The 23167-nt window shown below is 45.0% G+C and carries 23 protein-coding genes; 16 read left to right on the forward strand and 7 right to left on the reverse strand.

The window, feature by feature from the left end; translation table 11 throughout:
* Positions 1-257 precede the first annotated feature (257 nt).
* Positions 258-1259: a branched-chain amino acid aminotransferase gene (locus MHN09_RS05435; protein ID WP_049588570.1), complete on the forward strand. Its 1002-nt coding sequence runs from the start codon at positions 258-260 to the stop codon at positions 1257-1259.
* Positions 1260-1325: 66 nt separating this feature from the next.
* On the opposite strand, the gene gpmA is transcribed toward MHN09_RS05435, so the two are convergent.
* Both gpmA and MHN09_RS05445 read right to left on the reverse strand, forming a co-directional pair.
* Entirely contained in the window at positions 1326-2072 is a 747-nt protein-coding gene (gene gpmA / locus MHN09_RS05440) for a 2,3-diphosphoglycerate-dependent phosphoglycerate mutase (RefSeq protein WP_014947970.1), read from the reverse strand.
* Between the two features lie 177 nt (positions 2073-2249).
* The gene (locus MHN09_RS05445) at positions 2250-2711 is read right to left on the reverse strand and encodes a cupin domain-containing protein (protein WP_014947971.1); all 462 of its coding nucleotides are present in this window, start codon (positions 2709-2711) and stop codon (positions 2250-2252) included.
* A gap of 450 nt (positions 2712-3161) precedes the next feature.
* On the opposite strand from MHN09_RS05445, the gene acnA reads away from it, so the two are divergent.
* Positions 3162-5879, forward strand: a complete 2718-nt coding sequence (gene acnA, locus MHN09_RS05450) for an aconitate hydratase AcnA (protein WP_239239513.1) — start codon at positions 3162-3164, stop codon at positions 5877-5879.
* Positions 5880-5940: 61 nt separating this feature from the next.
* Here the strand turns inward: acnA and MHN09_RS05455 are convergent, their stop codons facing one another.
* Together MHN09_RS05455 and MHN09_RS05460 are read right to left on the reverse strand one after the other, a co-directional pair.
* Positions 5941-6435, reverse strand: a complete 495-nt coding sequence (locus MHN09_RS05455; protein ID WP_014947973.1) for a sel1 repeat family protein — start codon at positions 6433-6435, stop codon at positions 5941-5943.
* A 109-nt stretch (positions 6436-6544) separates the two neighbouring features.
* The gene (locus MHN09_RS05460; RefSeq protein WP_080986449.1) at positions 6545-8761 is read right to left on the reverse strand and encodes a GspE/PulE family protein; all 2217 of its coding nucleotides are present in this window, start codon (positions 8759-8761) and stop codon (positions 6545-6547) included.
* A 430-nt stretch (positions 8762-9191) separates the two neighbouring features.
* Here MHN09_RS05460 and rpsJ point away from each other — a divergent pair, with 430 nt between their 5' ends.
* The 11 genes from rpsJ to rpsQ are packed head-to-tail and all read left to right on the forward strand — an operon-like array spanning position 9192 to position 14130.
* The gene (gene rpsJ, locus MHN09_RS05465) at positions 9192-9503 is read left to right on the forward strand and encodes a 30S ribosomal protein S10 (protein ID WP_010179497.1); all 312 of its coding nucleotides are present in this window, start codon (positions 9192-9194) and stop codon (positions 9501-9503) included.
* A gap of 18 nt (positions 9504-9521) precedes the next feature.
* Positions 9522-10160 (forward strand): 50S ribosomal protein L3, encoded by a 639-nt coding sequence (rplC, locus tag MHN09_RS05470; protein WP_014947975.1) that lies wholly within the window; start codon positions 9522-9524, stop codon positions 10158-10160.
* 19 nt (positions 10161-10179) lie between these two features.
* Positions 10180-10785, forward strand: a complete 606-nt coding sequence (rplD, locus tag MHN09_RS05475; protein WP_012516958.1) for a 50S ribosomal protein L4 — start codon at positions 10180-10182, stop codon at positions 10783-10785.
* Positions 10782-11081: a 50S ribosomal protein L23 gene (gene rplW / locus MHN09_RS05480; RefSeq protein WP_012516959.1), complete on the forward strand. Its 300-nt coding sequence runs from the start codon at positions 10782-10784 to the stop codon at positions 11079-11081. The genes rplD and rplW overlap by 4 nt, the downstream gene beginning before the upstream one ends.
* Before the next feature lie 14 nt (positions 11082-11095).
* Positions 11096-11920 carry a 50S ribosomal protein L2 gene (rplB, locus tag MHN09_RS05485; protein ID WP_014947976.1) on the forward strand — a complete coding sequence of 275 codons (825 nt, stop codon included), beginning with the start codon at positions 11096-11098 and terminating at the stop codon, positions 11918-11920.
* Positions 11921-11935: 15 nt separating this feature from the next.
* Complete coding sequence (rpsS, locus tag MHN09_RS05490) at positions 11936-12211, forward strand: 30S ribosomal protein S19 (protein ID WP_012516961.1); 276 nt, start codon at positions 11936-11938, stop codon at positions 12209-12211.
* Between the two features lie 11 nt (positions 12212-12222).
* Positions 12223-12555, forward strand: coding sequence for a 50S ribosomal protein L22 (gene rplV / locus MHN09_RS05495; RefSeq protein WP_014947977.1), 333 nt, complete (start codon positions 12223-12225; stop codon positions 12553-12555).
* 9 nt (positions 12556-12564) lie between these two features.
* A complete protein-coding gene (gene rpsC / locus MHN09_RS05500; protein WP_014947978.1) occupies positions 12565-13269 on the forward strand; it encodes a 30S ribosomal protein S3 in 705 nt (234 codons plus the stop codon).
* 2 nt (positions 13270-13271) lie between these two features.
* Positions 13272-13682 carry a 50S ribosomal protein L16 gene (gene rplP / locus MHN09_RS05505; RefSeq protein ID WP_014997065.1) on the forward strand — a complete coding sequence of 137 codons (411 nt, stop codon included), beginning with the start codon at positions 13272-13274 and terminating at the stop codon, positions 13680-13682.
* Positions 13682-13873: a 50S ribosomal protein L29 gene (gene rpmC / locus MHN09_RS05510; protein WP_014947980.1), complete on the forward strand. Its 192-nt coding sequence runs from the start codon at positions 13682-13684 to the stop codon at positions 13871-13873. The genes rplP and rpmC overlap by 1 nt, the downstream gene beginning before the upstream one ends.
* Positions 13873-14130 carry a 30S ribosomal protein S17 gene (rpsQ, locus tag MHN09_RS05515; RefSeq protein ID WP_014975444.1) on the forward strand — a complete coding sequence of 86 codons (258 nt, stop codon included), beginning with the start codon at positions 13873-13875 and terminating at the stop codon, positions 14128-14130. The genes rpmC and rpsQ overlap by 1 nt, the downstream gene beginning before the upstream one ends.
* A gap of 81 nt (positions 14131-14211) precedes the next feature.
* Here the strand turns inward: rpsQ and MHN09_RS05520 are convergent, their stop codons facing one another.
* Complete coding sequence (locus MHN09_RS05520; protein ID WP_239239516.1) at positions 14212-15321, reverse strand: glycosyltransferase family 4 protein; 1110 nt, start codon at positions 15319-15321, stop codon at positions 14212-14214.
* A gap of 396 nt (positions 15322-15717) precedes the next feature.
* Between MHN09_RS05520 and MHN09_RS05525 the strand changes: the two genes are divergently transcribed.
* A complete protein-coding gene (locus MHN09_RS05525) occupies positions 15718-17028 on the forward strand; it encodes a 3-deoxy-D-manno-octulosonic acid transferase (RefSeq protein ID WP_239239519.1) in 1311 nt (436 codons plus the stop codon).
* Between the two features lie 294 nt (positions 17029-17322).
* On the opposite strand, the gene MHN09_RS05530 is transcribed toward MHN09_RS05525, so the two are convergent.
* Complete coding sequence (locus MHN09_RS05530) at positions 17323-19140, reverse strand: sodium:proton antiporter (protein ID WP_239239524.1); 1818 nt, start codon at positions 19138-19140, stop codon at positions 17323-17325.
* Positions 19141-19349: 209 nt separating this feature from the next.
* On the opposite strand from MHN09_RS05530, the gene MHN09_RS05535 reads away from it, so the two are divergent.
* Positions 19350-20201, forward strand: a complete 852-nt coding sequence (locus MHN09_RS05535; RefSeq protein ID WP_014975448.1) for a hypothetical protein — start codon at positions 19350-19352, stop codon at positions 20199-20201.
* A 312-nt stretch (positions 20202-20513) separates the two neighbouring features.
* Positions 20514-21047 carry a hypothetical protein gene (locus MHN09_RS05540; protein ID WP_239239526.1) on the forward strand — a complete coding sequence of 178 codons (534 nt, stop codon included), beginning with the start codon at positions 20514-20516 and terminating at the stop codon, positions 21045-21047.
* Between the two features lie 58 nt (positions 21048-21105).
* Here MHN09_RS05540 and MHN09_RS05545 read toward each other — a convergent pair whose 3' ends face one another.
* Complete coding sequence (locus MHN09_RS05545) at positions 21106-23016, reverse strand: methyl-accepting chemotaxis protein (RefSeq protein ID WP_239239529.1); 1911 nt, start codon at positions 23014-23016, stop codon at positions 21106-21108.
* Positions 23017-23167: the final 151 nt, after the last annotated feature.

Consider the following 23167-nt stretch of genomic DNA (forward strand, 5'->3'; position numbering starts at 1 on the left):
TGATCTGATCACCAAACGTCATGAATGTTCCTATCTTTTTTATCTTATTGATATCGCAATATTATTTGTGGGGATACCTCAGACTCTGACCCCAATCTTTGAAATATACTCTGACCCCATTATTTTGTGTTGTCAGTATTTGTAGACATTCTTATTCGATAAAAGCCTTAATAGATCTGACTTACTTTTAGCAAAGTGAGCGTTTTTTGGTAAACTCTGTCGAGTATTTTTCTAGTCGAAGTAAATAGGACAAACTAATGGCCGTATTCGGTACAGTATTCATGCCACAAATGGCACTTGCTACCTTTGTCAACGATAAGTGGACTGACACCGAATTTGTCAGTGCAGATAGTATTCAGCTGCACCCTGGTGCACACGTGCTTCATTACTCAAGTACATGCTTTGAAGGATTGAAAGCATTTAAGCACGAAGATGGCAGCATCAACATTTTTAGAATGGATAAGAATATTGAGCGCTTTGCTCAAAGTAGCCGTCTACTTAACTTGCCTGAAATAGACAAAGCGCAAGTCGAAAAGATGATCATCGATATTGTTGCAAAATATGCCTCTGAGGTTCCAGAGCCTCCAGGTTCTATGTATATCCGCCCTACGCATATCGGCACAGAAGCGTCTATCGGTAAAGCGGCAGCGCCATCAGCAAGTTCTATGCTATACGTCCTGTTATCGCCGGTTGGTGATTACTTTGCCGGCGGTTTGAAGCCACTTCGCTTGTTGCTTGACGAAACAGGCATGCGCTGTGCGCCGCACATGGGAATGGTAAAAAGCGGTGGTAACTACGCCAGTGCGTTGCCTCCTATTCTTAAAGCGCGTGCAGAAGTTCAGGCTGATCAAATTCTGTTTTGCCCTAATGGCGATGTACAAGAAACCGGAGCTGCTAACTTCCTGCTTATCGATGGTGATGAAATCATTACTAAAGGGTTAGATTCTAGCTTCCTACACGGTGTGACCCGAGCAACGATTCTTCAAATTGCCAAAGACCACGGCATGAAGGTGAGTGAGCGTGATATTACTGTAGACGAACTACTAGAGCGTTCAGCTAAACCGAACACTGAAGCAGCACTATCTGGTACAGCGGCTGTACTTACGCCGGTAGGTACTTTTATTCACAATGATAAAGAGTATCAGGTGGGTAGCGGTGAAGCTGGCCCTGTAACGATGAAGCTAAGACAAGCGTTAAATGATATCCAATGGGGTAAGGCCGAAGACACTCACAATTGGTTGGTGAAAGTGCCAAACTAGTCTAATCAGACACCCATTAAAAAAGCCTGCGAACGCAGGCTTTTTCGTTTCTAAAAAGGCACTCGATTACTTCGCTTTGCCTTGCTTAGCGACTGCATCCATCATTGCTTTGATAGCGTCAGCATCGCCAAGATATTCTTTAGAGATTGGCTTAAGGTTTTCATCTAGTTCGTATACTAGCGGCACACCTGTAGGAATGTTTAGACCCAACACTTCTTCGTCTGACATACCATCAAGGTACTTAACAAGAGCACGAAGACTGTTGCCGTGCGCAGCAATAATTACGCGTTTGCCTGCTTGGATGTCTGGACGAATAACGTCGTGCCAGTATGGTAGTACACGTTCGATAGTTAGTTTTAGACTTTCACCACGTGGCAAAATATCAGCATCTACATTGTTGTAACGCGGATCGTGACCTGGGAAGTGCTCGCTATCATCTTCAACGGCCGGAGGTGGGATGTCGAAGCTACGACGCCAGATTTTAACCTGTTCTTCACCATGCTTAGCGGCAGTCTCTGCTTTGTCTAGACCTGTTAACGCACCGTAGTGACGCTCGTTCAGACGCCAGTGACGCTCAACTGGAAGATAGTGCTGACCCATCTCTTCAAGTGCAATATTAAGTGTTTTAATTGCGCGAAGAAGTACAGACGTATAAGCCTGATCAAATGTAAATCCAGCATCTTTAAGAAGCTGACCTGCGGTCTTTGCTTGTGCTACACCAGTGTCGGTCAAGTCAACGTCGTGCCAGCCTGTGAAACGGTTTTCCAAGTTCCACTGACTTTCTCCATGACGAATAAGTACCAATTTATACATAGTTGGGTTACCTGCGGCGTTAGAGTGAAATAGTCTGAGATAATTCCAGAAATTGGACGTTCAGACGTATATTTAAAAATCTGCTGTTATCATCCTTGATTGGCGCTTAAAAATCCAGTTTATGCTGGTACAAAATCGCAGGTAAGACGTGTGTTTATCACTATAACTTGGGAATTATTATATAAAACGGGTAAGGTCTGGATGAGCAACTTTTATCCACTCTTGCATCGATGGCTCTTCAATAAAGCTAAAGTCTTCGAAGTCGAAGCCAGGTGCTACTGTACAACCAACAAGTGAGTAATCACCCATCGTTGCGGCTGCCTGAAAATTCCCTGCTTTAACAACTTCTACATAGTCAGTGCTTTGCCCACCAATGCGACGTTCCCACAACTGTTGTTTTTCAAGTTGAAACAGTTGTAGTGGAGCCCCTTCGTAGTGATTCCACACTTCATCATGTAACACGCGATGAAAACGACTAACTTGTCCCTTTAATAGAAGAAAATAAATATGAGTAAGCGCGGGTCGACTAGCATTGTGCACAAACGATTTAGTTTCGTTTTCAGAACGGAAAACTTGACGATAGAAACCTCCCTCGGGGTGAGGTGCAAGGTTGTACTTCTTAACTAGCGGGTGTGTCATGATAACTTCGTTATTATTTTTATTGCTTACTACTAATGCTTGTATATCTCAAAGCTTTCCTAAGCATGTATTAAGACATTTAATGTTTAACCTTCTTTTAAGCATACCGTTTGGTGCGTTATAAGAAAACAGAAATGTTGCATATTTGTAAACCATCTTAATCAGCAAGTACTCTGTGCATATGCGAAGCTTTCTTATCAATAAGCGCTATCTGCCCTAGTCAGCTTTTTCCAGCTGTTACAGCGCTTCTCCATAATCCATCTGTTTAAACCAATAATGAGAAATAGCTAAAAAAGCGATGCCATTACTAATAGTAGGTGAACTTTTTTTCATGTTTAGGCCGTACAAATTGGAAAATAAGGCGACTAAAAACACGTTGCTCGTTTCTTGCGTTGGCAAAATTGAAACGTACACAATATTCACGAACAGGCAAAGAAGGATGGTGAGCGTATGACATATAAGTCTTTTTCGCAGCTTGAAGTAAACGGCAAAAACTTCAAGGCGGTAAATTTTGACGGTATAGGCAGTAAATATGCGCTCGACAGGCTTCCGTTTTGTATCAAAATTCTTTTGGAAAACCTGATTCGTCATGAAGACCAAGAGTTTGTTAACAGCAACGATATTGAGCAAGTAGCAAAGTGGGACACAGATAATCACGTTGATTACGAAGTGTCTTTTGTTCCCGCACGCGTCATCCTCCAAGATTTTACGGGTGTGCCTGCTATTGTTGATTTAGCAGCCATGCGCGATGCGGTTAATCGTTTAGGTGGCGACGCTCAGGCGATTAATCCCCTCAATCCAGTAGAGCTGGTTATTGACCACTCAGTAATGGTAGATCATTTTGCTGAAGACGATGCGCTTGAAAAGAATACCGACATTGAAATTCAGCGAAATAGAGAGCGTTATCAATTTCTAAAATGGGGTCAGTCTAGCTTTGACAATTTCAAAGTGGTTCCCCCTGGTCGCGGTATCGTGCATCAGGTTAACCTAGAGTATCTTGCTCGTTGCGCGTTTACTAAGGAACAGGATGGGGAAACGTTGGTTTACCCAGATACCCTAGTAGGAACAGATTCGCATACCACTATGATTAATGGCCTTGGCGTACTAGGCTGGGGTGTGGGAGGCATTGAAGCAGAAGCGGCGATGCTGGGTCAACCAGTAACAATGTTATTACCAAAAGTGGTTGGCTTCAGGCTTTCAGGTAAGTTGCCTGCTGGCGTAACTGCCACCGACATGGTGCTAACTATCACACAACAACTACGTGAACATGGCGTTGTTGGAAAGTTTGTAGAATTCTATGGACCGGGTCTTAAGCATCTTACTACGGCAGACCGTGCCACCATCGCAAACATGGCGCCCGAATATGGTGCTACTTGCGGTATCTTCCCTATTGATGATGTTGCGCTAGATTACCTGCGACTCACCGGCCGAGACGAAGATCAAATTGCCCTTGTTGAGGAATATGCAAAGTTCAGCCACTTATGGCACGACGACCACTCAAAAGATGCCCAGTATCATGAGACCCTTGAACTTAACTTAGATGAAGTGGTTCCTTCACTTGCTGGACCTAAGCGTCCTCAAGATAGAATTGCCCTCGATAATGCAGCAGAGGCATTTAGAGAGTGGCATCGTTCGCAAATTGACGTGAAAGTGCTTGATGAAGAAACCGATCTCATCGCGGAAGCGGGGTTAGGTACAACAGACGAGGTGGACGAAGAACACGACTCGTTCGTGGAGTTCAGAGGAAGCAAGTTCAACCTTGAAGATGGCGCTATTGTAATAGCTGCTATCACCAGCTGTACTAATACGTCAAATCCATCTGTACTCGTTGGCGCAGGCTTGCTTGCGAAGAAAGCAGCGGAAAAAGGGCTAACTCGTAAGCCGTGGGTTAAGACTTCATTAGCACCTGGTTCGCAGGTTGTTACTCAGTATCTAGAAGATGCAGGTCTGATGGATCCGCTTGAAGCACTAGGCTTTAACTTGGTTGGCTACGGCTGTACTACGTGTATTGGTAACTCTGGACCGCTACCTGATGCCATTACCGACGCCATTAGAAAAGCGAAACTTACGGTTACCTCAGTTTTATCTGGTAACCGCAACTTTGAAGGGCGTATCCATCCTGATGTGGCTGCAAACTACCTTGCATCACCACCACTGGTTGTTGCATACGCGTTGGCTGGAAACATGAATGTAGATATCACTAAAGAGCCGTTAGGTAAGGCGAGTGATGGTTCTCCGGTATATCTGAAAGACATCTGGCCTACCGAAGACGAAATTCAGCAATATATAGCGGAAAACGTCACCGGTGATTTGTTTAAAGAAAAGTATGCAGATGTATTTAAAGGAAGCGGTGAATGGAATGAATTGCAGGTAAGTAAAACGTCAGTCTACGACTGGCCAGAATCAACCTACATTAAGCATCCACCTTTCTTTGAAGTAATGGGTAAAGAGCCTGAGGCTTTAACTGCAATTGAAAACGCACGATGCTTGGTTAAGGTGGGCGATTCGATTACTACCGACCATATTTCTCCAGCCGGCGCCATCGCAGAAGATAGCCCAGCCGGAGAGTACCTGCAGGCCCAAGGGGTTGAGCCTAAAGACTTTAACTCTTATGGATCGCGTCGTGGTAACCACGAGGTTATGATGAGAGGTACGTTTGCTAACGTGCGTCTTCAAAACCAATTAGCACCCGGCACAAGAGGCAGTGCTACCACACACTTCCCAAGTGGCGATAGTATGTCTATTTTCCATGCTGCCATGCGTTACAAAGATGACGGCGTACCAGCCATTGTAATTGGTGGAAAAGAGTACGGTACTGGCTCGAGTCGAGATTGGGCAGCTAAAGGCCCTTCTTTGATGGGGGTGAAAGCAGTATTAGCCGAGAGCTACGAGAGAATTCACCGCTCTAACCTGATTGGAATGGGGATTTTGCCACTTCAATTTAAGTCAGGTGATTGCGCGAGTTCTTTGGAGCTTAAAGGCAATGAGTCTTTTTCTATTAACGCTGTTGAACGTGGGCAGACTGAGGTTGAAGTTAAAGCCGTGTCGGATGAAGGAAAAACAACAACGTTTATGATGGATATCAGAATTGATACATCAAACGAGTTCACTTACTTTGAAAACGGCGGCATTCTGCATTACGTGATAAGAGAATACTTGAAGAAATAGCACGTATAAGGGTAGTGGTTAGCGACTTCTCTGTAGTGAGAAGTCGCTATGCCATGTGATGTTAGTAATAGCGTTTTTCGCAGATTACTTCTTTAATATTCGAGCCGATGGCAGCGCGTGTCTCACATCTCAAATCTTGGGCTTGTGCACCGTAAAGAGAGATATATTCTTCTACATAAGGCTCTAAAGCATTGATGTAGTCTTCAGGTAAAGCATTCTTTATCTGTCGGTAAGAACGGTTCCATTCAGCGGTTTTTTGTTCCATTGCAACATTCAACCAGAGCCAGCCTTCTTCATAATTAACGGGCGTCCCCCATCCTTGGAAATACATTTGCGCGAGGTAATATTGGCCTTCTTTATTTCCCATTTTTGCAGAAGCAGTCAGCTTCTCCAGTGCTTTTTCATACTTCTCTGCCTTCAGGGCGTGCAAGCCCAATTCTAAAGTAGATAAATATTCGGATTTCCAAATATGATTCTTAGTATGCGACTGAGCCAACGTAGGGGCTGAAAGTACAACTGAAGATAAAACGGCAGCTATTGCTAATAGATTTTTCATGTAGTATCCCTTCTTTTTGATAAATTTATAACGCAATTCACACTCATAGTGAACCGTCTTAAAGTACAGTATTTGTTTTACGTTACTAAAAATTTTAAGAGTTGAGTGATTAATCTCCACCAATAATTTGGACTTGTGCAAGGTCGGTGTCGCCTTTAAGCACTTTGAAAATTGCGTCTTGAACGAGGGTGCGCATGCCATCAGCAGCAGCCTGAGACTTCATATCGGCGACGCTGGCTTCTTTGTACACCATTGACCGAAGCTCTGGCGTCATACCTAGTAGTTCATGTACCCCTGTTCTACCTTTGTAACCCGTGTTTCCACATTCTTCGCAGCCTTTAGCGCGGTAAAGCTCTAGTGGCGTCTGAATATTCAGCTCCGCCATGTGCGCATGACCATACTGGCGCTCAATAAAGGCCATATCGGTTTCAGTGGCGATGTACTTTTCTTTACAGCTACTACATAGCGTTCGAATAAGACGTTGAGCCAGTATACCCACGCAGGCATCTGAGAAGTTCACAGGGTCGAGACCCAAATCAAGTAAACGGGTAATCGTTTCAGGGGCTGAGTTGGTATGCAGTGTAGACAGTACTAAGTGACCGGTTAACGAGGCTTCAATCCCCGCATGTGCGGTTTCTTTATCACGCATCTCACCAATAAGAATAATGTCAGGGTCAGCACGTAAGAATGCGCGCAGGGCCGCAGCAAAGTTGAAGCCAATCTTAGGGCTTACTTGAACCTGTTGTAGGCCGGGTTGCGTGATTTCCACCGGGTCCTCAGCGGTCCAAATCTTCTTTTCAGGCGTGTTTAAATATCCCAATATAGCGTGAAGCGTGGTGGTTTTACCTGAACCCGTTGGCCCAACAACGAGAAGAATGCCGTGAGGCTTCTTAATCATTTCTTCTAAACGTGCACGGTTGTTCGGTGCCAAGTTCATCTTATCAATAGGCATCGCACCGCCAGATGCCAGAATACGCATAACTACACCTTCACCGGCAACCGTAGGAATGGTGGCAACACGAACTTCAACAAGTTGACCATTCATTCTAAACGCGAGTTTGCCATCCTGAGGTACGCGTTTTTCGGCAATGTTCAAATTCGACATTATCTTTATGCGTGCAATAACCGCACTGTGGTGCGAATTAGGCACTTGGTTCATGTCGCGGCACACACCGTCCACGCGCATACGTACACGAGTGGGCGCATTTTTCTCTGGGTCTATATGAATATCTGACGCGTTGAGTCTTTTTGCATCGTGCAGAATACGGCTTACTAAGCGCACCACAGCAGGGGCGTCGTCCGACAGCTCATCGACTTGGTCGTCGTTATCTTCAGTTGATGTACCAATCTCGTCGAGAATATCACTCATCTCGCCGGGGCCACCGCCACCGCTGTTTTCCCCCAAATATTGAAGAATTAAGCTTGGTAGGCTGACAGCTATCTCGTAGCTATCAATACCCATGGCGCTCTCTATTTCCATAAGTAGCGCCGCATTATTAGGTTCAGCCATCAACACGATAGGCTTGTCATGGGCATCGGCAATGACAGCCACATAGTTTCTTTTTAAATAAGAAACATTCAGACGGCTTTCATTTTCGAACCTGTGATACTTATCAGGTAAATAAGGAATAAAAGGCACCTGATAGTGAATAGAAAGCGAGTTGCCAATTTCTTCTTCAGAGATGCGGTGTTCCGATACAAGACGCTGTATAAGAGCGCGAATGTCTGGAGTAGAACTTTGAATATCGTTTAATGTAGCTTCGTCTAATAAGCTTTTGTGAACTAGTAGATCGAAAGGGTTGTTTGTGCCGCCCAGTTCAAATCTGAACTTGTCGCCAAGAATAAGTGCAAGGGCATTGCCTAGCTTTAAATCTTCTTCAGTAAAACCACCACTGACTTTGTTGATGATTTGGATAACACCCATCAACACGCCCGCATTCATTATAGGTACGCATAAAATGTTCTGGGTTTTAAAGTCATTGTCTTTGTCGAACTTATCAGCGAAGCGCAGGCGAGGGTGAATGCTTTGAAGTAGTGCAGGATTATACGGGTCGTCAATAACCACAGCCTTTTGTGATAGGGCAACATAACCAGCAATCGACATTGGGCTAATTGGCACTTTTATTTCCAGTGTCTCTTTACCCGTTTTAAATCTCGCGACCAAATCTTGATGCTGACGTCGACGTTGAAAAATACTCATACGCTGGGCATCAAACAAACCGAGGATAATTGGCTCTAATAAGCCATATGCATCCAGTAACGTGGAATGGTTATTTAAAATGCGTTTTATTTGTGCAAAAGTTTGCTGGTTATTCACTACTTCCATATTCTCACTACTAATAATGTTGGCGCCTAGTCCTTTATGCATTTGGCATTACAAGTGCCTGTTAAGCTGGGGTAACAAGATATACCTATACCACGAAAGCAACAATACTACTTATAGACAGTTACATACACTGGTATAGCGTAAAAATATGTGTATAAAAAGCAAACTGCCTCTTGCATTGCTTCTGCCTTTCTGTATAATTCGCGCCCACTGCCCAATTAGGGCACGTAATTTTTAGCCGCGACCTCACTGCTTTTAGGGTGGTTGCCGAAGTAACGGATTCATCATCACTGATTAGCCTGTTGCTGGCGTGCTAGAAAAAAGAACAGGGTTCCGATTGGGAACCATCGGTTTACGCACATCCTTTCTTTCCGGAATAAATGGAAGAGAAAGGGTGAATTTTTTTGTTCTTTCGATTGGAGCTTAATCGATGCCAAATCAAAGAATTCGCATTCGTTTGAAAGCGTTTGATCACAAGTTGATCGATCAGTCTACGGCTGAAATCGTTGAAACTGCGAAACGCACTGGTGCTCAGGTAAGTGGTCCTATTCCTCTACCTACTCGCAAAGAACGCTATACAGTTCTGATTTCTCCGCACGTTAACAAAGACGCGCGTGATCAATATGAAATCCGTACTCACAAGCGTTTGGTAGACATCATCGAGCCAACTGATAAAACAGTTGACGCGTTGATGCGTTTGGACTTGGCTGCTGGCGTTGATGTTCAAATCAGCCTGGGCTAATAAGAGAGGGTTATAACAATGGCGATTGGTCTAGTCGGTCGTAAAGTGGGTATGACTCGCATCTTCACTGAAGATGGTACGTCTATCCCTGTGACTGTTATTGAAGCGACCCCAAACCGCGTTACTCAGCTTCGTACTGAGGAAACTGACGGTTATCGCGCTCTTCAGGTTACTGCTGGAACTAAGAAAGCTAACCGCATCAACAAAGCTGAAGCAGGTCACTTTGCTAAAGCTGGTGTTGAAGCTGGACGCACTCTAGTAGAATTCCGCCTAGAAGAAAACGAAGGTGCCGATATTGAAGTAGGCAGTGAAATCACTGTTGAAATCTTTAACGACACTAAGAAAATTGATGTAACTGGTACATCAAAAGGTAAAGGTTTCCAAGGTGCTATCAAGCGCTGGAACTTCAGTTCTCAGCGTATGACACACGGTAACTCTTTGTCACACCGTGCTCCTGGTTCAATTGGTCAAAACCAATCACCAGGTAAAGTATTCAAAGGCAAGAAAATGGCTGGTCAGCTTGGTAACAAGCAAGTGACTACTCAGTCTTTGGAAGTTGTACGTGTTGACGTAGAGAACGGCCTTATCCTAGTTAAAGGTGCCGTACCTGGCGCAACTGGCAACGATGTAATCGTAAAGCCAGCTGTTAAAGCGTAACGTCTGGGGGAGTGAACTGATGGAATTAACATTGAAAGACGCGCAAAGCGCTCTTGAAGTATCCGAAGCGACCTTTGGACGTGAATTCAACGAAGCCCTGGTACACCAGGTAGTTGTAGCTTACGGTGCAGGTGCTCGTCAGGGTACAAAAGCGCAGAAAACTCGCGCTGAAGTTCGTGGTGGCGGTAAGAAGCCATGGCGTCAAAAAGGTACTGGCCGTGCTCGTGCTGGTACAATCCGTAGCCCAATTTGGGTTGGCGGTGGCCGTGCTTTCGCAGCAAAGCCTCGTGACTTTGACCAAAAAGTTAACAAGAAAATGTATCGCGGTGCGATCAAGAGCATCCTGTCTGAACTAATCCGTCAAGACCGTTTGGTTGTTGTAGAGAAGTTCGGTGTTGACGCACCTAAGACTAAAGCTCTTATTTCTGCACTTAACGAATATGAACTAAATGACGTTCTAATCGTTACTCCTGAAGTTGATGAGAACTTGTTCCTAGCGGCGCGCAACTTGTACAAAGTTGACGTACGTGACGTAGCAGGCATCGACCCAGTGAGCTTGATTGCATTTGAAAAAGTGCTAATGACTGCTGATGCGGTTAAACAACTTGAGGAGGCGTTAGCATGAAAGAAGAACGTCTACTGAAGGTGCTAGTAGCACCTCACGTTTCAGAAAAGTCTACAATGGCTGCTGAAGCGAACAACACAGTTGTATTTAAAGTAGCTAAAGACGCGAACAAAGCCGAAATCAAAGCTGCAGTTGAAAAACTGTTTGAAGTTGAAGTTGAAGGTGTTCGTACTGTGAACGTTAAGGGTAAAACCAAGCGTCACGGCATGTCTTTCGGTAAGCGCAGCGACTGGAAAAAGGCCTACGTGGTTCTTAAAGAAGGTCAGGACATCGACTTTGTCGGTGGTGCTGAGTAAGAAGGGGATTAGAAATGCCATTATTGAAAGCTAAGCCAACTTCTGCCGGTCGTCGTCACGTTGTTCAGGTCGTAAATCCTGACCTGCACAAAGGTGCACCGTACGCACCTTTGCTTGAAAAGAACAGCAAATCTGGCGGTCGTAACAACAATGGTCGTATTACCACTCGTCACATTGGTGGTGGTCATAAGCAACACTACCGTGTAATCGACTTTAAACGCAACAAAGACGGCATTCCAGCTAAAGTTGAGCGTTTAGAATACGATCCAAACCGTTCTGCAAACATTGCACTAGTATTGTACGCAGACGGTGAACGTCGTTACATTCTGGCTCCTAAGGGTATGCAAGCAGGTGATGCAATCCAGTCTGGTTCGGACGCTCCGATCAAGTCTGGTAACACTCTACCTATGCGTAACATCCCTGTAGGTACTGTTGTACACGCAATTGAAATGAAGCCTGGCAAAGGTGCGCAAATCGCACGTTCTGCTGGTGCTTATGCTCAGATCCTAGCACGTGACGGAAACTACGTTACCCTACGTCTACGCTCTGGCGAAATGCGTAAAGTTCTATCTGATTGCCGCGCCACTATCGGTGAAGTTGGCAATGCAGAGCACATGCTTCGTTCACTAGGTAAAGCTGGTGCTACACGCTGGCGTGGTGTTCGTCCTACCGTTCGTGGTGTTGCCATGAACCCGGTTGATCACCCACACGGTGGTGGTGAAGGTCGTACATCAGGCGGTCGTCACCCAGTAACTCCTTGGGGTGTTCCTACCAAAGGTAAGAAAACCCGAAGCAACAAGCGTACTGATAAGCTTATCGTACGTCGTCGAAACAAGTAATAGCGAGGATTCACCATGCCACGTTCTCTCAAGAAAGGTCCTTTTATTGACCTTCACTTGCTGAAGAAGGTAGAGGCTGCAGTGGAAAAGAACGAACGTAAACCAATCAAAACTTGGTCTCGTCGTTCTATGATCATCCCAGATATGATTGGGTTGACCATTGCGGTCCATAACGGTCGCCAACATGTACCTGTCATTATTAGTGACGAAATGGTCGGCCACAAGTTGGGCGAATTTGCGCCAACGCGTACTTACCGCGGCCATGTCGCGGATAAGAAAGCTAAACGTTAAGGGGTAGGAAGATGGAAGCATTAGCTAAACACCGTTTTGCCCGCACGTCGGCTCAAAAGGCACGCTTGGTTGCGGATCAAATTCGCGGAATGCACGTTGAGAAAGCTCTAGAGCTTCTTGCGTACAGCCCGAAGAAAAGCGCAGCGCTAGTAAAGAAAGTATTGGAATCTGCGATTGCTAACGCAGAGCACAACGAAGGCGCAGACATCGACGAATTACGCGTGTCTAAAGTTTTCGTTGACGAAGGTCCAACTATGAAACGTATCAAGCCACGTGCTAAAGGCCGTGCTGATCGTATCTTCAAGCGCAGCAGTCACATCACTGTGGTTGTAGCGGATAACTAGGAGTAGATAATGGGACAGAAGGTACATCCTACAGGTATACGCCTGGGTATCAGCAAACCATGGACTTCTACCTGGTACGCTAATACTGCAGACTATGCAGACAACCTGTATAACGATCATCAGGTACGTCAGTATCTGACTAAGCAACTAAAGAACGCTTCACTTTCTAAGATCGTGATCGAGCGTCCTGCTAAGAGCATCCGTGTGACTATTCACACTGCTCGTCCGGGCGTTGTAATCGGTAAGAAAGGTGAAGACGTAGAGAAGTTGCGTAACTACGTATCTAAGCTAGCCGGCGTGCCAGCTCAGATCAACATCGCTGAAGTACGTAAGCCAGAGCTAGATGGCCAGCTAGTAGCTGACAGCATCTCTAGCCAGCTAGAGCGTCGTGTTATGTTCCGTCGTGCTATGAAGCGCGCAGTACAAAACGCAATGCGTCTAGGCGCGAAAGGTATCAAAGTTGAAGTTAGCGGCCGTTTGGGCGGTGCAGAGATTGCACGTTCTGAATGGTACCGTGAAGGTCGCGTTCCTCTGCACACTTTCCGTGCGGATATCGATTACGCAACCTCTGAAGCGTCAACTACTTACGGTATCATCGGCGTTAAAGTATGGATCTTCAAAGGTGAAGTTCTAGGTGGTCTACCTACAACTCAAGAGCAAGCACCAGCTGCTCAACCTAAGAAGAAAGGCCGCAACGCTAAGCGAGAGGGCTAATCATGTTACAACCAAAACGCATGAAGTTCCGTAAGATGCACAAAGGCCGCAACCGCGGCTTAGCAGCGGGTAATACTGTTGCCTTTGGTACTTACGGCCTTAAAGCAGTTGGCCGTGGTCGAATGACTGCGCGTCAAATCGAAGCAGCGCGTCGTGCTATGACTCGTCACGTTAAGCGTCAAGGTAAAATTTGGATTCGAGTTTTCCCTGACAAGCCAATTACTGAGAAGCCTCTAGAAGTGCGTCAAGGTAAAGGTAAAGGTAACGTTGAGTACTGGGTATGCCAAATTCAGCCTGGTCGTGTTCTTTATGAGATGGAAGGTGTTCCTGAAGCTCTAGCACGCGAAGCGTTTGAATTGGCAGCGGCTAAACTGCCATTTAAAACAACCTTTGTAACTCGGACGGTGATGTAATGAAAGCGACTGAACTGAAAGAAAAGAGCGTAGAAGAGCTGAACGCAGAGTTGATTAACCTGCTACGCGAACAGTTCAACCTACGCATGCAGCACACAACAGGTCAGCTTGAAAAAACTGATCAGTTGAGAAAAGTACGTCGTAACATCGCGCGTGTTAAAACCATTCTGACTCAAAAGGCTGATGCGTAATGACTGAGCAAAAAATTCGTACAGTACAAGGTCGTGTGGTTAGCAACAAGATGGATAAATCTATCACTGTTGTAGTTGAACGTTTTGTTAAGCACCCTATCTACGGGAAGTTCATCAAGCGCTCTACTAAGCTTCACGCCCACGACGAAAACAACGTATGCAATAAAGGTGACGTAGTAACAGTACGTGAATGTCGCCCACTATCTAAGAGCAAATCTTGGATGCTAGTTGACGTTGTTGAGAAAGCTGGCGTTTAATCGCTAACTTTTTTCAAAGTCTTAAAAAAGCCGCTCTCGAGCGGCTTTTTTGTATCTGGCGTTTTTCAGTCTTGATTCACACTAAGCACGAGCCTGCCCAGCACTGTCAGACAGCAATGTCTTGTATAAATCAGCGTAGGCTTTGGACATCCTTTCTATACCAAATTTACTTGTGACAAGCTTATACAAAGCCTCTCCATATTGTGCTCTTTCATCAGGGGATTCAATTAGACTAATTAAGCTCTCCCCAATTCCGTCAATATCTCCCGGCGCTACCATTACACCTGTCTCCTTATGCTTGATAACTTCGGGTATTCCCCCCACAGGACTAGATAACACTGCACATTTATTAGCACCTGCCTGAAGTAAAATATCGCCTAAACCCTCTGAATAGGAAGGATGAACCAGAATATCTACATTAGGGAGTATTTTGGCTACCTCTTTAGTAAAACCGCAAAGCTTCACATGCTCGTCTAGCTTATGGCGTTCTATAAGTGATTGATAGCTCTCTTTTAGATTTCCCTCGCCAAACAATAAACAGGTTACATTTTCATGCTTGTTCAATACATCGTGCATAGCCAAAATGATATCCGCTTGCCCTTTTTGAGATGTGTACTGAGCGAAGTTTGCAATGACGATATGGTCTTCAGGAATAGAGAATGTACGTCGCAGCCAACCGCTATCTTTGCGTTGGGAATACTCTGTTAAGTCTACTGCTGGATATATAACGCGCTGATGTTCTACGCCTTCACAATGTAGTGAAACCACTTTCCTCACACCTTCAGATACGCTGATAACTGCATCGAATTGTTTGTACTTATAAAATGAAAAGTGAGTTTCGGGGTTATCTATTCGCCTTGTGCAAACCGTAGGCACACCTGAAATTTTGGCGAGCATGGCACCCCATACATCCGAACCCCGTTCGCTGTGTACATGAATAATGTCTGGGTTAACCCCATTTACGACTTCCAGTAAACGCTTTACACATAGGAAGTCTGACTCACCGGCATACTTAATGGTATGCATTTCACAATGCCCAAAAGCCGTATGACGAATCTCACTGTCTTCAGCGCAAACCAAGTGAAGTGATATATCATCATGGTGCTCTAACGCATTGATGAGGTATGCAACTTGTTCTGCGCCACCGTGAAGATGTATGCCAAGTTCAATGTGAAGAACGCGTATACTCAAATGCCTTCCTTAAAATTTATTTAATATTCTGTATACGCTGCTTTTGTATTTAAGACCGTTTTTTGCGGCTTTTCTTATATGGTTGTGGTAACACCCTGCTGTTTAAACACCACTATACGCATAAAGCGAGTGATCAATATATTATTGCCTTTCTCAAATACACTATTTACTTACGTATAGGTCGCTTTGCCCTAGACGCGGGCTATTTAGCCACTACAATGTCGAAAGAATCTATCGGGAACTGCGGCACTAGATAGCTAGAATTACCTGCTTAACGCTGGAAGTGGGTGTTTCCGCAGTGCCCAGCACACCGTATTTGAAAAGCATAATTCAACATCGATAGTCGATCACTTGTAGTCGTGCCGTCGAAGTATCTGTATCAAAAAGGATGTATTTATGGTTGTTGCCAATACACGTGGCTATAAACCTACTCTACTTGAAACGCTCTGCCGGTGGGGATATTCGCTTGTATTGGCGATTGCGATTCCCTTCGCATTTATTCATTTATTGATAAAAGCCACGAAAGCAAGCGATGACTCGCATCGAGGGAGATTTGAGCGTTTTGGTATAGTCCCAAAGCCGCTCAAGCAGAATGGCTATTTGTTTCACTGTGTTTCAGTGGGGGAAGTCGTGGCTGCTTCATGCGTAATAAAGCGAATAATGCAACACGAGCCAGACGCGCAAATAACCGTTACTACAACCACATCTACAGGCTCTGCTCGCGTTCGAGATATATTCAAAGACACCGTTCACCATTTCTATCTGCCTTATGATTTGTCGCTGACTATGTCTTCAATGCTGAAACGCATTAAGCCCAAAGCAGTAATGATTACAGAAGTTGAACTATGGCCAAACCTTATTCACGTGTGCTGGAAGCGCAATATTCCCGTTATGGTAATAAATGCTCGCATGACTGAGCGCTCGGCTAAACGTTATAAAAAAATCGGACAACTATTTAACCCTATGTTGGCTAAGCTATCTCACGTATGTGCTCAAGGGCAGAGAGACTATGATAATTATGCATGGCTTGGTGTTGCACAAGATAAGCTAACCCTCACGAATAATATTAAGTTTGATCAAGCCGCAAATACAGCGAGCTCTTCTGCACATTTTCTTGGGTTAGCTAAGGGTGCAAGGCCAATACTAGTTGCAGGCAGCACGCACGAACCTGAAGAGAGCGTTATCGTTGAATCTGCAAAGGTTTTATGGAACGAGAACCCTCAACTACGGGTGATTATTGTCCCTCGCCATCCAGAACGTTTTGAAGCCGTAGCAAAATTACTTGAAAGGCATAATTTGAACTTCGTCAAAAGTTCAGAGGTGGATAACGTTCCAGACGATGTGAACGTTATCCTGTTGGATGAAATGGGTAAGTTAAATCATGCTTATGCGGTAGCAACATTTGCCTTTGTTGGCGGCTCTATTGCCGATAGAGGCGGCCATAATGCCCTTGAGCCGGCAGCATTCTCGTTGCCAATAATGATGGGGCCACACACCTATAATAACCCTGTTATCTGCGACTATTTAAAAGAATGTGGCGCATTAAGCATTGTAGAAGATGCTTCTCGCGTTTCTTCAACGGTGCAAGAATGGCTTGAATCACCCAGTAAAGCTGAAAAAGCGGGAATGGCCGGTAAAAAGGTACTACAGGATAACAGCGGCGCGTTAGATTCTACTTTAGCGTGTATACATCGCAGTATTCGTTAAATGCCGTCAGTCAAAAACAGCAACTCGTTGTTATTGAACAAAAAAGGAACCCCGCATTTGTGCGTCTGATGCACCAAATTAGGCGCTGTGACAGCTAAAAGATAATGAATAGGGACTTGGTTTTTAGCTATCTATTTGATTATACAAGGATTGTCAAAGTTGGTTCGCTGCTTGCTATAAAGTGTGCGACAGCGTAACAACAGTAAAATCCAAATAAATATGCACCTTTTAAAAAGGGCACTGCGTTGCGCGTTTTCCAGGGAGAGACCTCCTGCCGGTGGGCAGGAGGTTTTCTTACTTTTGCACTTCTACTTTTTCTTCTTTTCGTTCTGGTTCAATCAAGCTAATCACACGCCATCCTGCTTTAGGCTGAATACTGTTACCGTTGATAAAAGTATAGCTCTTACCTTCAGCGTTGATCGCAATGAGAGGTGTAGCGCGCTCACCATACTGTTTTATGTACTGCTCGTAAGTAAACTCTTCAGATAAACGGGTGGTTTTCACCATTGAGTCACGGGCAATGGCCGATGCTAAATACCCATAAGTAACGCCTTCATCGAACAGAGTAAGTTTTTTCGCGTATTGTTCGCTAACTTGGTGACTTGGTCGCGTAGATTGTTCGTTATTTGTCAGCGCCCATACTTTGTCTTTGCCCATCGTGTATTCAAAGTGATAAGCAATAAGTGGGTTAAGCTGTTTATAAGGCGACATAATCAGCACGGTACCGAATGTATTCAGATCAAGATGTCGCGCTGCATGGTCAGACATTGGGTTGCCAAAATATACTGGGATATCCTTCATACGCGCTTCTCTTATTGCGTCCCAGTTAGTATCTGCAATGGTAACGTCTAGCTTTTGATTTATCATTTCCGTCGCTAAGGCGCGGTTGAATTTACTGCCACCGAAAATCAGATAGCCAGTTGGCGCAGGCGCTCTCACCTTAAGTAGCGACGCAACAGTGCGTGAAGTAAGGCTCTGTACTACCACTGTTGCAATAATCACCATAAAGACAATAGGAACGATAATACCCGCGCCTTCATAGCCAATTTCTTCAAGCTTTAAAGAGAAAAGGGCTGATACCGCCGCTGCAACAATACCGCGAGGTGCAATCCAGCTTAGCAAGGCTAATTCGTTTAACTTGAGTCCGGTACCGACGGAGGACGCCAATACGGACAAAGGCCGAGCCACAAACATAATGGCGGCAAGCACTACAATGGAGCCCCAACCTACATCCACTACCGATTGTAAGTTCAAACGCGTGGCAAGCAGAATAAATAAGCCTGAAATAAGTAAAACACTCAGGGTTTCCTTAAACTCAAGAATGTCTTCTACGTCTACGTCCTTCATATTGGCCAGTACCATACCAGATATGGTAACCGCCAAAAGGCCAGACTCGAGCGCAACATAATTAGACGCTGCAAACACACCCAGAATAACGGTTAACACTGCGGTGTTAAGCAAATAGTGCGGTATCCAGTCTTTGCGAATAGACAGGCCAAGCAGATAGCCAGAAGCGAGACCAAGTACGGAGCCAATTCCAATGGTTTTGCCAAACGCTATTAGCGTATGGGTAATGGCGGTTTCTTGCGATGCAACGATAAACTCGAAAACCAGTACGGCGAGCAGAGCGCCAATAGGGTCTATGACAATCCCTTCCCAGCGTAAGATATTGGCCAAATTCGTTTTCGGTCGCACGGTTCTGAGCATGGGCACTATAACCGTGGGGCCTGTTACGGTAACAATGGCTCCGAATAGGAAGGATAGCTGCCAAGTAAGATCAAGACTGTAGTGAGCAGCAGTGGCTGCGACAAGCCAGGTTACAACCACGCCCACAGAGCAAAGGTTTCGAACCATGTTCCCATGACCCGCGATGTCGCTGAACTTCAGCGTCAGTGACCCTTCAAAAAGAATAATGGCAACAGAGAGAGAAACGACAGGAAACAGCAAATCACCGAATAAGTCGTCCGCGTTGAGCACGCCAAAAACAGGGCCAACCACAATACCGACAATTAACAACGGTAAAATAGCAGGGAGCCTAACCTTATAGGCTAAGTATTGGCAGGTAATTGACAGCAATCCAACTGCAACGAGTGAAAGAAGCGGGTCTGACAAAGTGAGTCCTTAACGTTTTGATATTATTCCATGGTATATCAGCCTAAACATTTGTCATACAGAGACTTTAGGCCAACCTATGTTTATAGCGATATACGCTTGGGCTAAAAGTTTAGACCAATAGACCTTATTTAGCGCACTAAAATGCATGTTAGAGAGTGGTAGGTTTGATATTATTCGTCACTTATCGTTCTTTTCGGAGCCTTTCATTGAACACTCACTTTAAATTCGCGGCTTTATCAGCATCGCTTGTACTAGCATCGGCATGCGCAGTTCAATATCCCATCCCTTCTGCACAGTTACAAATAAAAAATATCGTTGAGTTGCCGGAAGAACTTTCAGAAACATCGGGTCTATTTTGCGAAACGGACGGCATGTACTCATTAAATGACTCAGGTAATGCTCCCATCATTTATCGTATAAATTACCAGGGTGAAATTATTGAACGAACGCGCTTACCGCTCACCAATAAAGACTGGGAAGCAATAACCGCTGACGCTTCATCGTTTTACATTGCGGATGTGGGAAACAATAAAGGCAAAAGAGAGCAGGTCGAAATACATAAAGTAAACCGCTCAAATGTGAATGACATCACCTCTATTACGTTGAAATACGAGGGTAACGACGCTTCGAATAACATTCCTTATGCACATGATTTTGACTCAGAGGCGATGGTTAAGCATGGCGATGACCTGCTTCTTTTTTCTAAAAGTTGGAAAACTGGTATAACCCATATCTATAAAGTGAACGAAGACGAAGCTGAGCAAACCATTAGTACGTTTGCTTCCATTGATGGACTGCCGGGCGTGGTAACTGGGGTAGACTTCGATCAGCACCAAAATAGGTTTGTTATCACCGGCTATAAATCAGATCCATTTGGAAACTTTGCTACTTTCATGGCTCAAGTATCAAGCGACTTTGCCCTTCTTGATGTATGGCCGCTTGAGCAATATAAACAAGTTGAAGGCATATGCGTGGATAATAGCGGCACATATTGGTTCAGCGAAGAAGCTACGGAAGGGCGCAAAGCATCGTTGTCTAGCGCCAGAGTAATGCCATAACAAATAGCGCCAAAACAGGTAACGCCGTAACGAGCAACGCCATAAAAAAGCGAGCTGATTGAAGTCTGGCAGCCAATCCCCCCAAGCTTATTCACGATTGTGAATAAGCGCCCTTTCATTGTCAGCCGCTGTTCTTTTAAAGTTATCTTTTAGTCGATGTTAGTAAAATGGCTAATACCCAACTGCCTACATTCCTGTCTATACTGAAATTGTGATCGAATAAGTTGTAGCCAACCACAATTTGAGAGGCAGCGAAAAATGAGACGTTTAAACCAGTCCTTTTTAGCAATGTGTGTTTGCCCATGTCTATTAATGGCAGATGCAGCTAATGCCTCTGTGGTTGAAAAGGCTCAGCAATGGCTCAACAAATATTCGGACAGCGACGATACCTTCTCTTTGACCCTCACCAAAAATAAGATTAAATTCAAAGGCTGTAAGCAGAAGCAGTATCAATTAGCGTTCAGCCAAAAACTGGCACCTATGTTCAACGTCGAAGCCATTGTGCATTACAATAAAGGTCTGCTTGACTACGGAGTTTTGTCACAGCGTGTCAGAAGTCATGAATTTGAAGTAGTTAGCTGGTGGGATAGAGGTGATTATCGGTTGGGGTTAAGTCATAAAGTACGCCCCCGTCATGAGATGAGTATACCGGTTGCCGACACAATTCGTCTGCCTACTAGCACATCAGCTGGCCTTTACGTAGAAATTCCATTCAATGAAGACAAGCACCTTCTTACTGTTGGTGCTATGAGAGAGTCGTGGGAAAGTGAAGGAGCATCAATGCAATTGCCATGGCGCTCCAGCCGTGACAATCAAGTAAAAGTAGAATACGCCATCACTTTCTAAATAATGGCGCATAAGGTTTTTATCTCAACGATTTGTACGTAATAGGGTTTAAGTAAACTTAAAGCTTAAATCTGCTCACTTCAGACGATAGCTCTTGTGCCAGTTCGTCGAGCTTGTCACTCACGCTAACCAATATCTTAGTCGCATTCAGGGTTTCTTCACTTGATGCACTAATGTCATTAATGTTTCGACTGATATCTTCAACCACCGTAGCTTGCTCTTCCGTAGCCGTCGCTACTTGCGTGTTCACATCATTAATGTGAGCAATCTCTTCGGCGATATCTTGAAGCAGTTTGTCTATTTCATTGGTTGCGGTTACCACATCGGTTGTGCGTGCGCGACTTGACTCCATTTGCGAAACGGCAGATTTAGAGTCTTGCTGGAACTTATCGATCTTCACCTGTATTTCATCAGTCGCTTGAGCGGCACGTTGTGCAAGTGTTCGCACCTCATCAGCAACGACTGAGAAGCCTCGGCCGTGATCGCCAGCCCGAGCTGCTTCTATAGCAGCATTTAACGCAAGTAAATTGGTTTGCTCTGAAATACCTCGAATTGTATCGAGGATACCGCCAATGGCTGCGGTGTGTTCATCTAGCGATTGAATAACCCGAGACACATCTTGAATTTGACCCGAGAGACCGTTTATCGCGTGTACTGCACGTTGGGTAATTTCTCGACCGTGAGCGGAATTAGTTGTAGCTAGATTTGCATTTTGCGCAGCATGGGTAGCTGACTGGGCTACTTCATTTACCGTACTGCCCATCTCTGTTAGCGCGGCTGCCGCCTGTAAGGTTTGATCGCGCTGGCTCTTGGTAGAGTTTTCTGTTTGATGAGACTGCTTCGCAACATCTTGTGCTGACGCCTTTAGTGCGTGACTTGTTTTCGCCACTTGCGAAATGGTGCCGTGAAGGTGATCAATAAAGTTATTGAACCCTTCCACTAATCGGGCAATTTCCTTTTGTTCTGGCATAGGAATACGAGAGCGTAAGTCACCTTGTCCTCTGCCAAGCTGCTGGAAAACATCGGCCAGTGATTCAAGTGGCTTGGTAAGCGTGCCTGCTAGCCAAATACCAATAAGTGCGAAAGCGCCTGCTATCACCAAAGCCCAAATAATAATCTGGCGGCTGCCTGCATTTAGCGATGCGTAGAGCTCATGCTCAGGTACTTGTGCAACCACGTACCAGCCGGCTTTTTCCACATAGGTACTGGCAAACAGTTGCGTGTCGCCTGCCGCGTCGCTGGTGGCCATAGCAAAGCCCTGACGATTGAGTAGTCGCCCTGATGTGCTTGAATCGCTTATGGACGCTAACTTAGCCTTTCCTAATAACTCGGTATTGGGATGCGCGATAATGGTGCCGTTTCCGTCAACAAGAAAGACAAAGCCGGTTTGCGCAATTTTCACCGCATTGATGATATCTAGCAGCTCATCGACCGATTTAGCGACACCCGACATACCTCTGCCGTTTACTTGCTGGTAATTCGCAAAAAGTCGGTAACCTTGACCCGGTTCGTTGTATAGGCTTAGTGAAATTGGTTCGCCGCTATTTTTGTAAGCGAAAAACCACCCATCAAATTCATCGTTTTGTAGCACCCGCAAGAAACCATCTTGGTTCCAATATTTGTAGGTGGTTCTGTCTACAAATGAGGCTACCGTTAAATCGTTAAATTCAACGATATTACTTAAATAGCTAAGGAGACGGCGTTCGCCAGCGCTATCTGCGCCTGCCGACGACCAGGCAAGAATGTCGGGGTTAGAAGCAATGCCGTGAGCAACGGTAAGCATTACATTTGCTTCCCTGTCCACTCGGTTACCAACCTGTTTAAGTAATGAAGGAAGCTGAAGTTCTTCCATGTTCTCTTTAACGAGGTCACGGGCAATCCATTGGCTAATAGAACCTACAAGAATAGCAGCAGCGAGCACCGCCACAATAAGAGAAATAATGAGTTTTTGTTTTATACTGAAAGTCATGACTTTCGACCACGTAAGTTAATGCTGAAATTTATGATCAAGGGTGACGTGGCATTGCAGGCACAGCAACGTCTGATAATGAGTCCTAGGCGGGTCAGTACTACTCTCTGATTCTTACGCTAGTGCTATTGTTATTTTTAAAGCGCAGACA

The sequence above is a fragment of the Alteromonas sp. MmMcT2-5 genome, assembly GCF_022348315.1.
Classification (GTDB): domain Bacteria; phylum Pseudomonadota; class Gammaproteobacteria; order Enterobacterales; family Alteromonadaceae; genus Alteromonas; species Alteromonas macleodii.

Excerpts from the sequence above, each read along its gene's own strand:
- MHN09_RS05435 (WP_049588570.1), top strand. The coding sequence starts at position 258 with ATGGCCGTATTCGGTACAGTATTCATGCCACAAATGGCACTTGCTACC.
- gpmA (WP_014947970.1), bottom strand. The coding sequence starts at position 2,072 with ATGTATAAATTGGTACTTATTCGTCATGGAGAAAGTCAGTGGAACTTG.
- MHN09_RS05445 (WP_014947971.1), bottom strand. The coding sequence starts at position 2,711 with ATGACACACCCGCTAGTTAAGAAGTACAACCTTGCACCTCACCCCGAG.
- acnA (WP_239239513.1), top strand. The coding sequence starts at position 3,162 with ATGACATATAAGTCTTTTTCGCAGCTTGAAGTAAACGGCAAAAACTTC.
- MHN09_RS05455 (WP_014947973.1), bottom strand. The coding sequence starts at position 6,435 with ATGAAAAATCTATTAGCAATAGCTGCCGTTTTATCTTCAGTTGTACTT.
- MHN09_RS05460 (WP_080986449.1), bottom strand. The coding sequence starts at position 8,761 with ATGGAAGTAGTGAATAACCAGCAAACTTTTGCACAAATAAAACGCATT.
- rpsJ (WP_010179497.1), top strand. The coding sequence starts at position 9,192 with ATGCCAAATCAAAGAATTCGCATTCGTTTGAAAGCGTTTGATCACAAG.
- rplC (WP_014947975.1), top strand. The coding sequence starts at position 9,522 with ATGGCGATTGGTCTAGTCGGTCGTAAAGTGGGTATGACTCGCATCTTC.
- rplD (WP_012516958.1), top strand. The coding sequence starts at position 10,180 with ATGGAATTAACATTGAAAGACGCGCAAAGCGCTCTTGAAGTATCCGAA.
- rplW (WP_012516959.1), top strand. The coding sequence starts at position 10,782 with ATGAAAGAAGAACGTCTACTGAAGGTGCTAGTAGCACCTCACGTTTCA.
- rplB (WP_014947976.1), top strand. The coding sequence starts at position 11,096 with ATGCCATTATTGAAAGCTAAGCCAACTTCTGCCGGTCGTCGTCACGTT.
- rpsS (WP_012516961.1), top strand. The coding sequence starts at position 11,936 with ATGCCACGTTCTCTCAAGAAAGGTCCTTTTATTGACCTTCACTTGCTG.
- rplV (WP_014947977.1), top strand. The coding sequence starts at position 12,223 with ATGGAAGCATTAGCTAAACACCGTTTTGCCCGCACGTCGGCTCAAAAG.
- rpsC (WP_014947978.1), top strand. The coding sequence starts at position 12,565 with ATGGGACAGAAGGTACATCCTACAGGTATACGCCTGGGTATCAGCAAA.
- rplP (WP_014997065.1), top strand. The coding sequence starts at position 13,272 with ATGTTACAACCAAAACGCATGAAGTTCCGTAAGATGCACAAAGGCCGC.
- rpmC (WP_014947980.1), top strand. The coding sequence starts at position 13,682 with ATGAAAGCGACTGAACTGAAAGAAAAGAGCGTAGAAGAGCTGAACGCA.
- rpsQ (WP_014975444.1), top strand. The coding sequence starts at position 13,873 with ATGACTGAGCAAAAAATTCGTACAGTACAAGGTCGTGTGGTTAGCAAC.
- MHN09_RS05525 (WP_239239519.1), top strand. The coding sequence starts at position 15,718 with ATGGTTGTTGCCAATACACGTGGCTATAAACCTACTCTACTTGAAACG.
- MHN09_RS05540 (WP_239239526.1), top strand. The coding sequence starts at position 20,514 with ATGGCAGATGCAGCTAATGCCTCTGTGGTTGAAAAGGCTCAGCAATGG.
- MHN09_RS05545 (WP_239239529.1), bottom strand. The coding sequence starts at position 23,016 with ATGACTTTCAGTATAAAACAAAAACTCATTATTTCTCTTATTGTGGCG.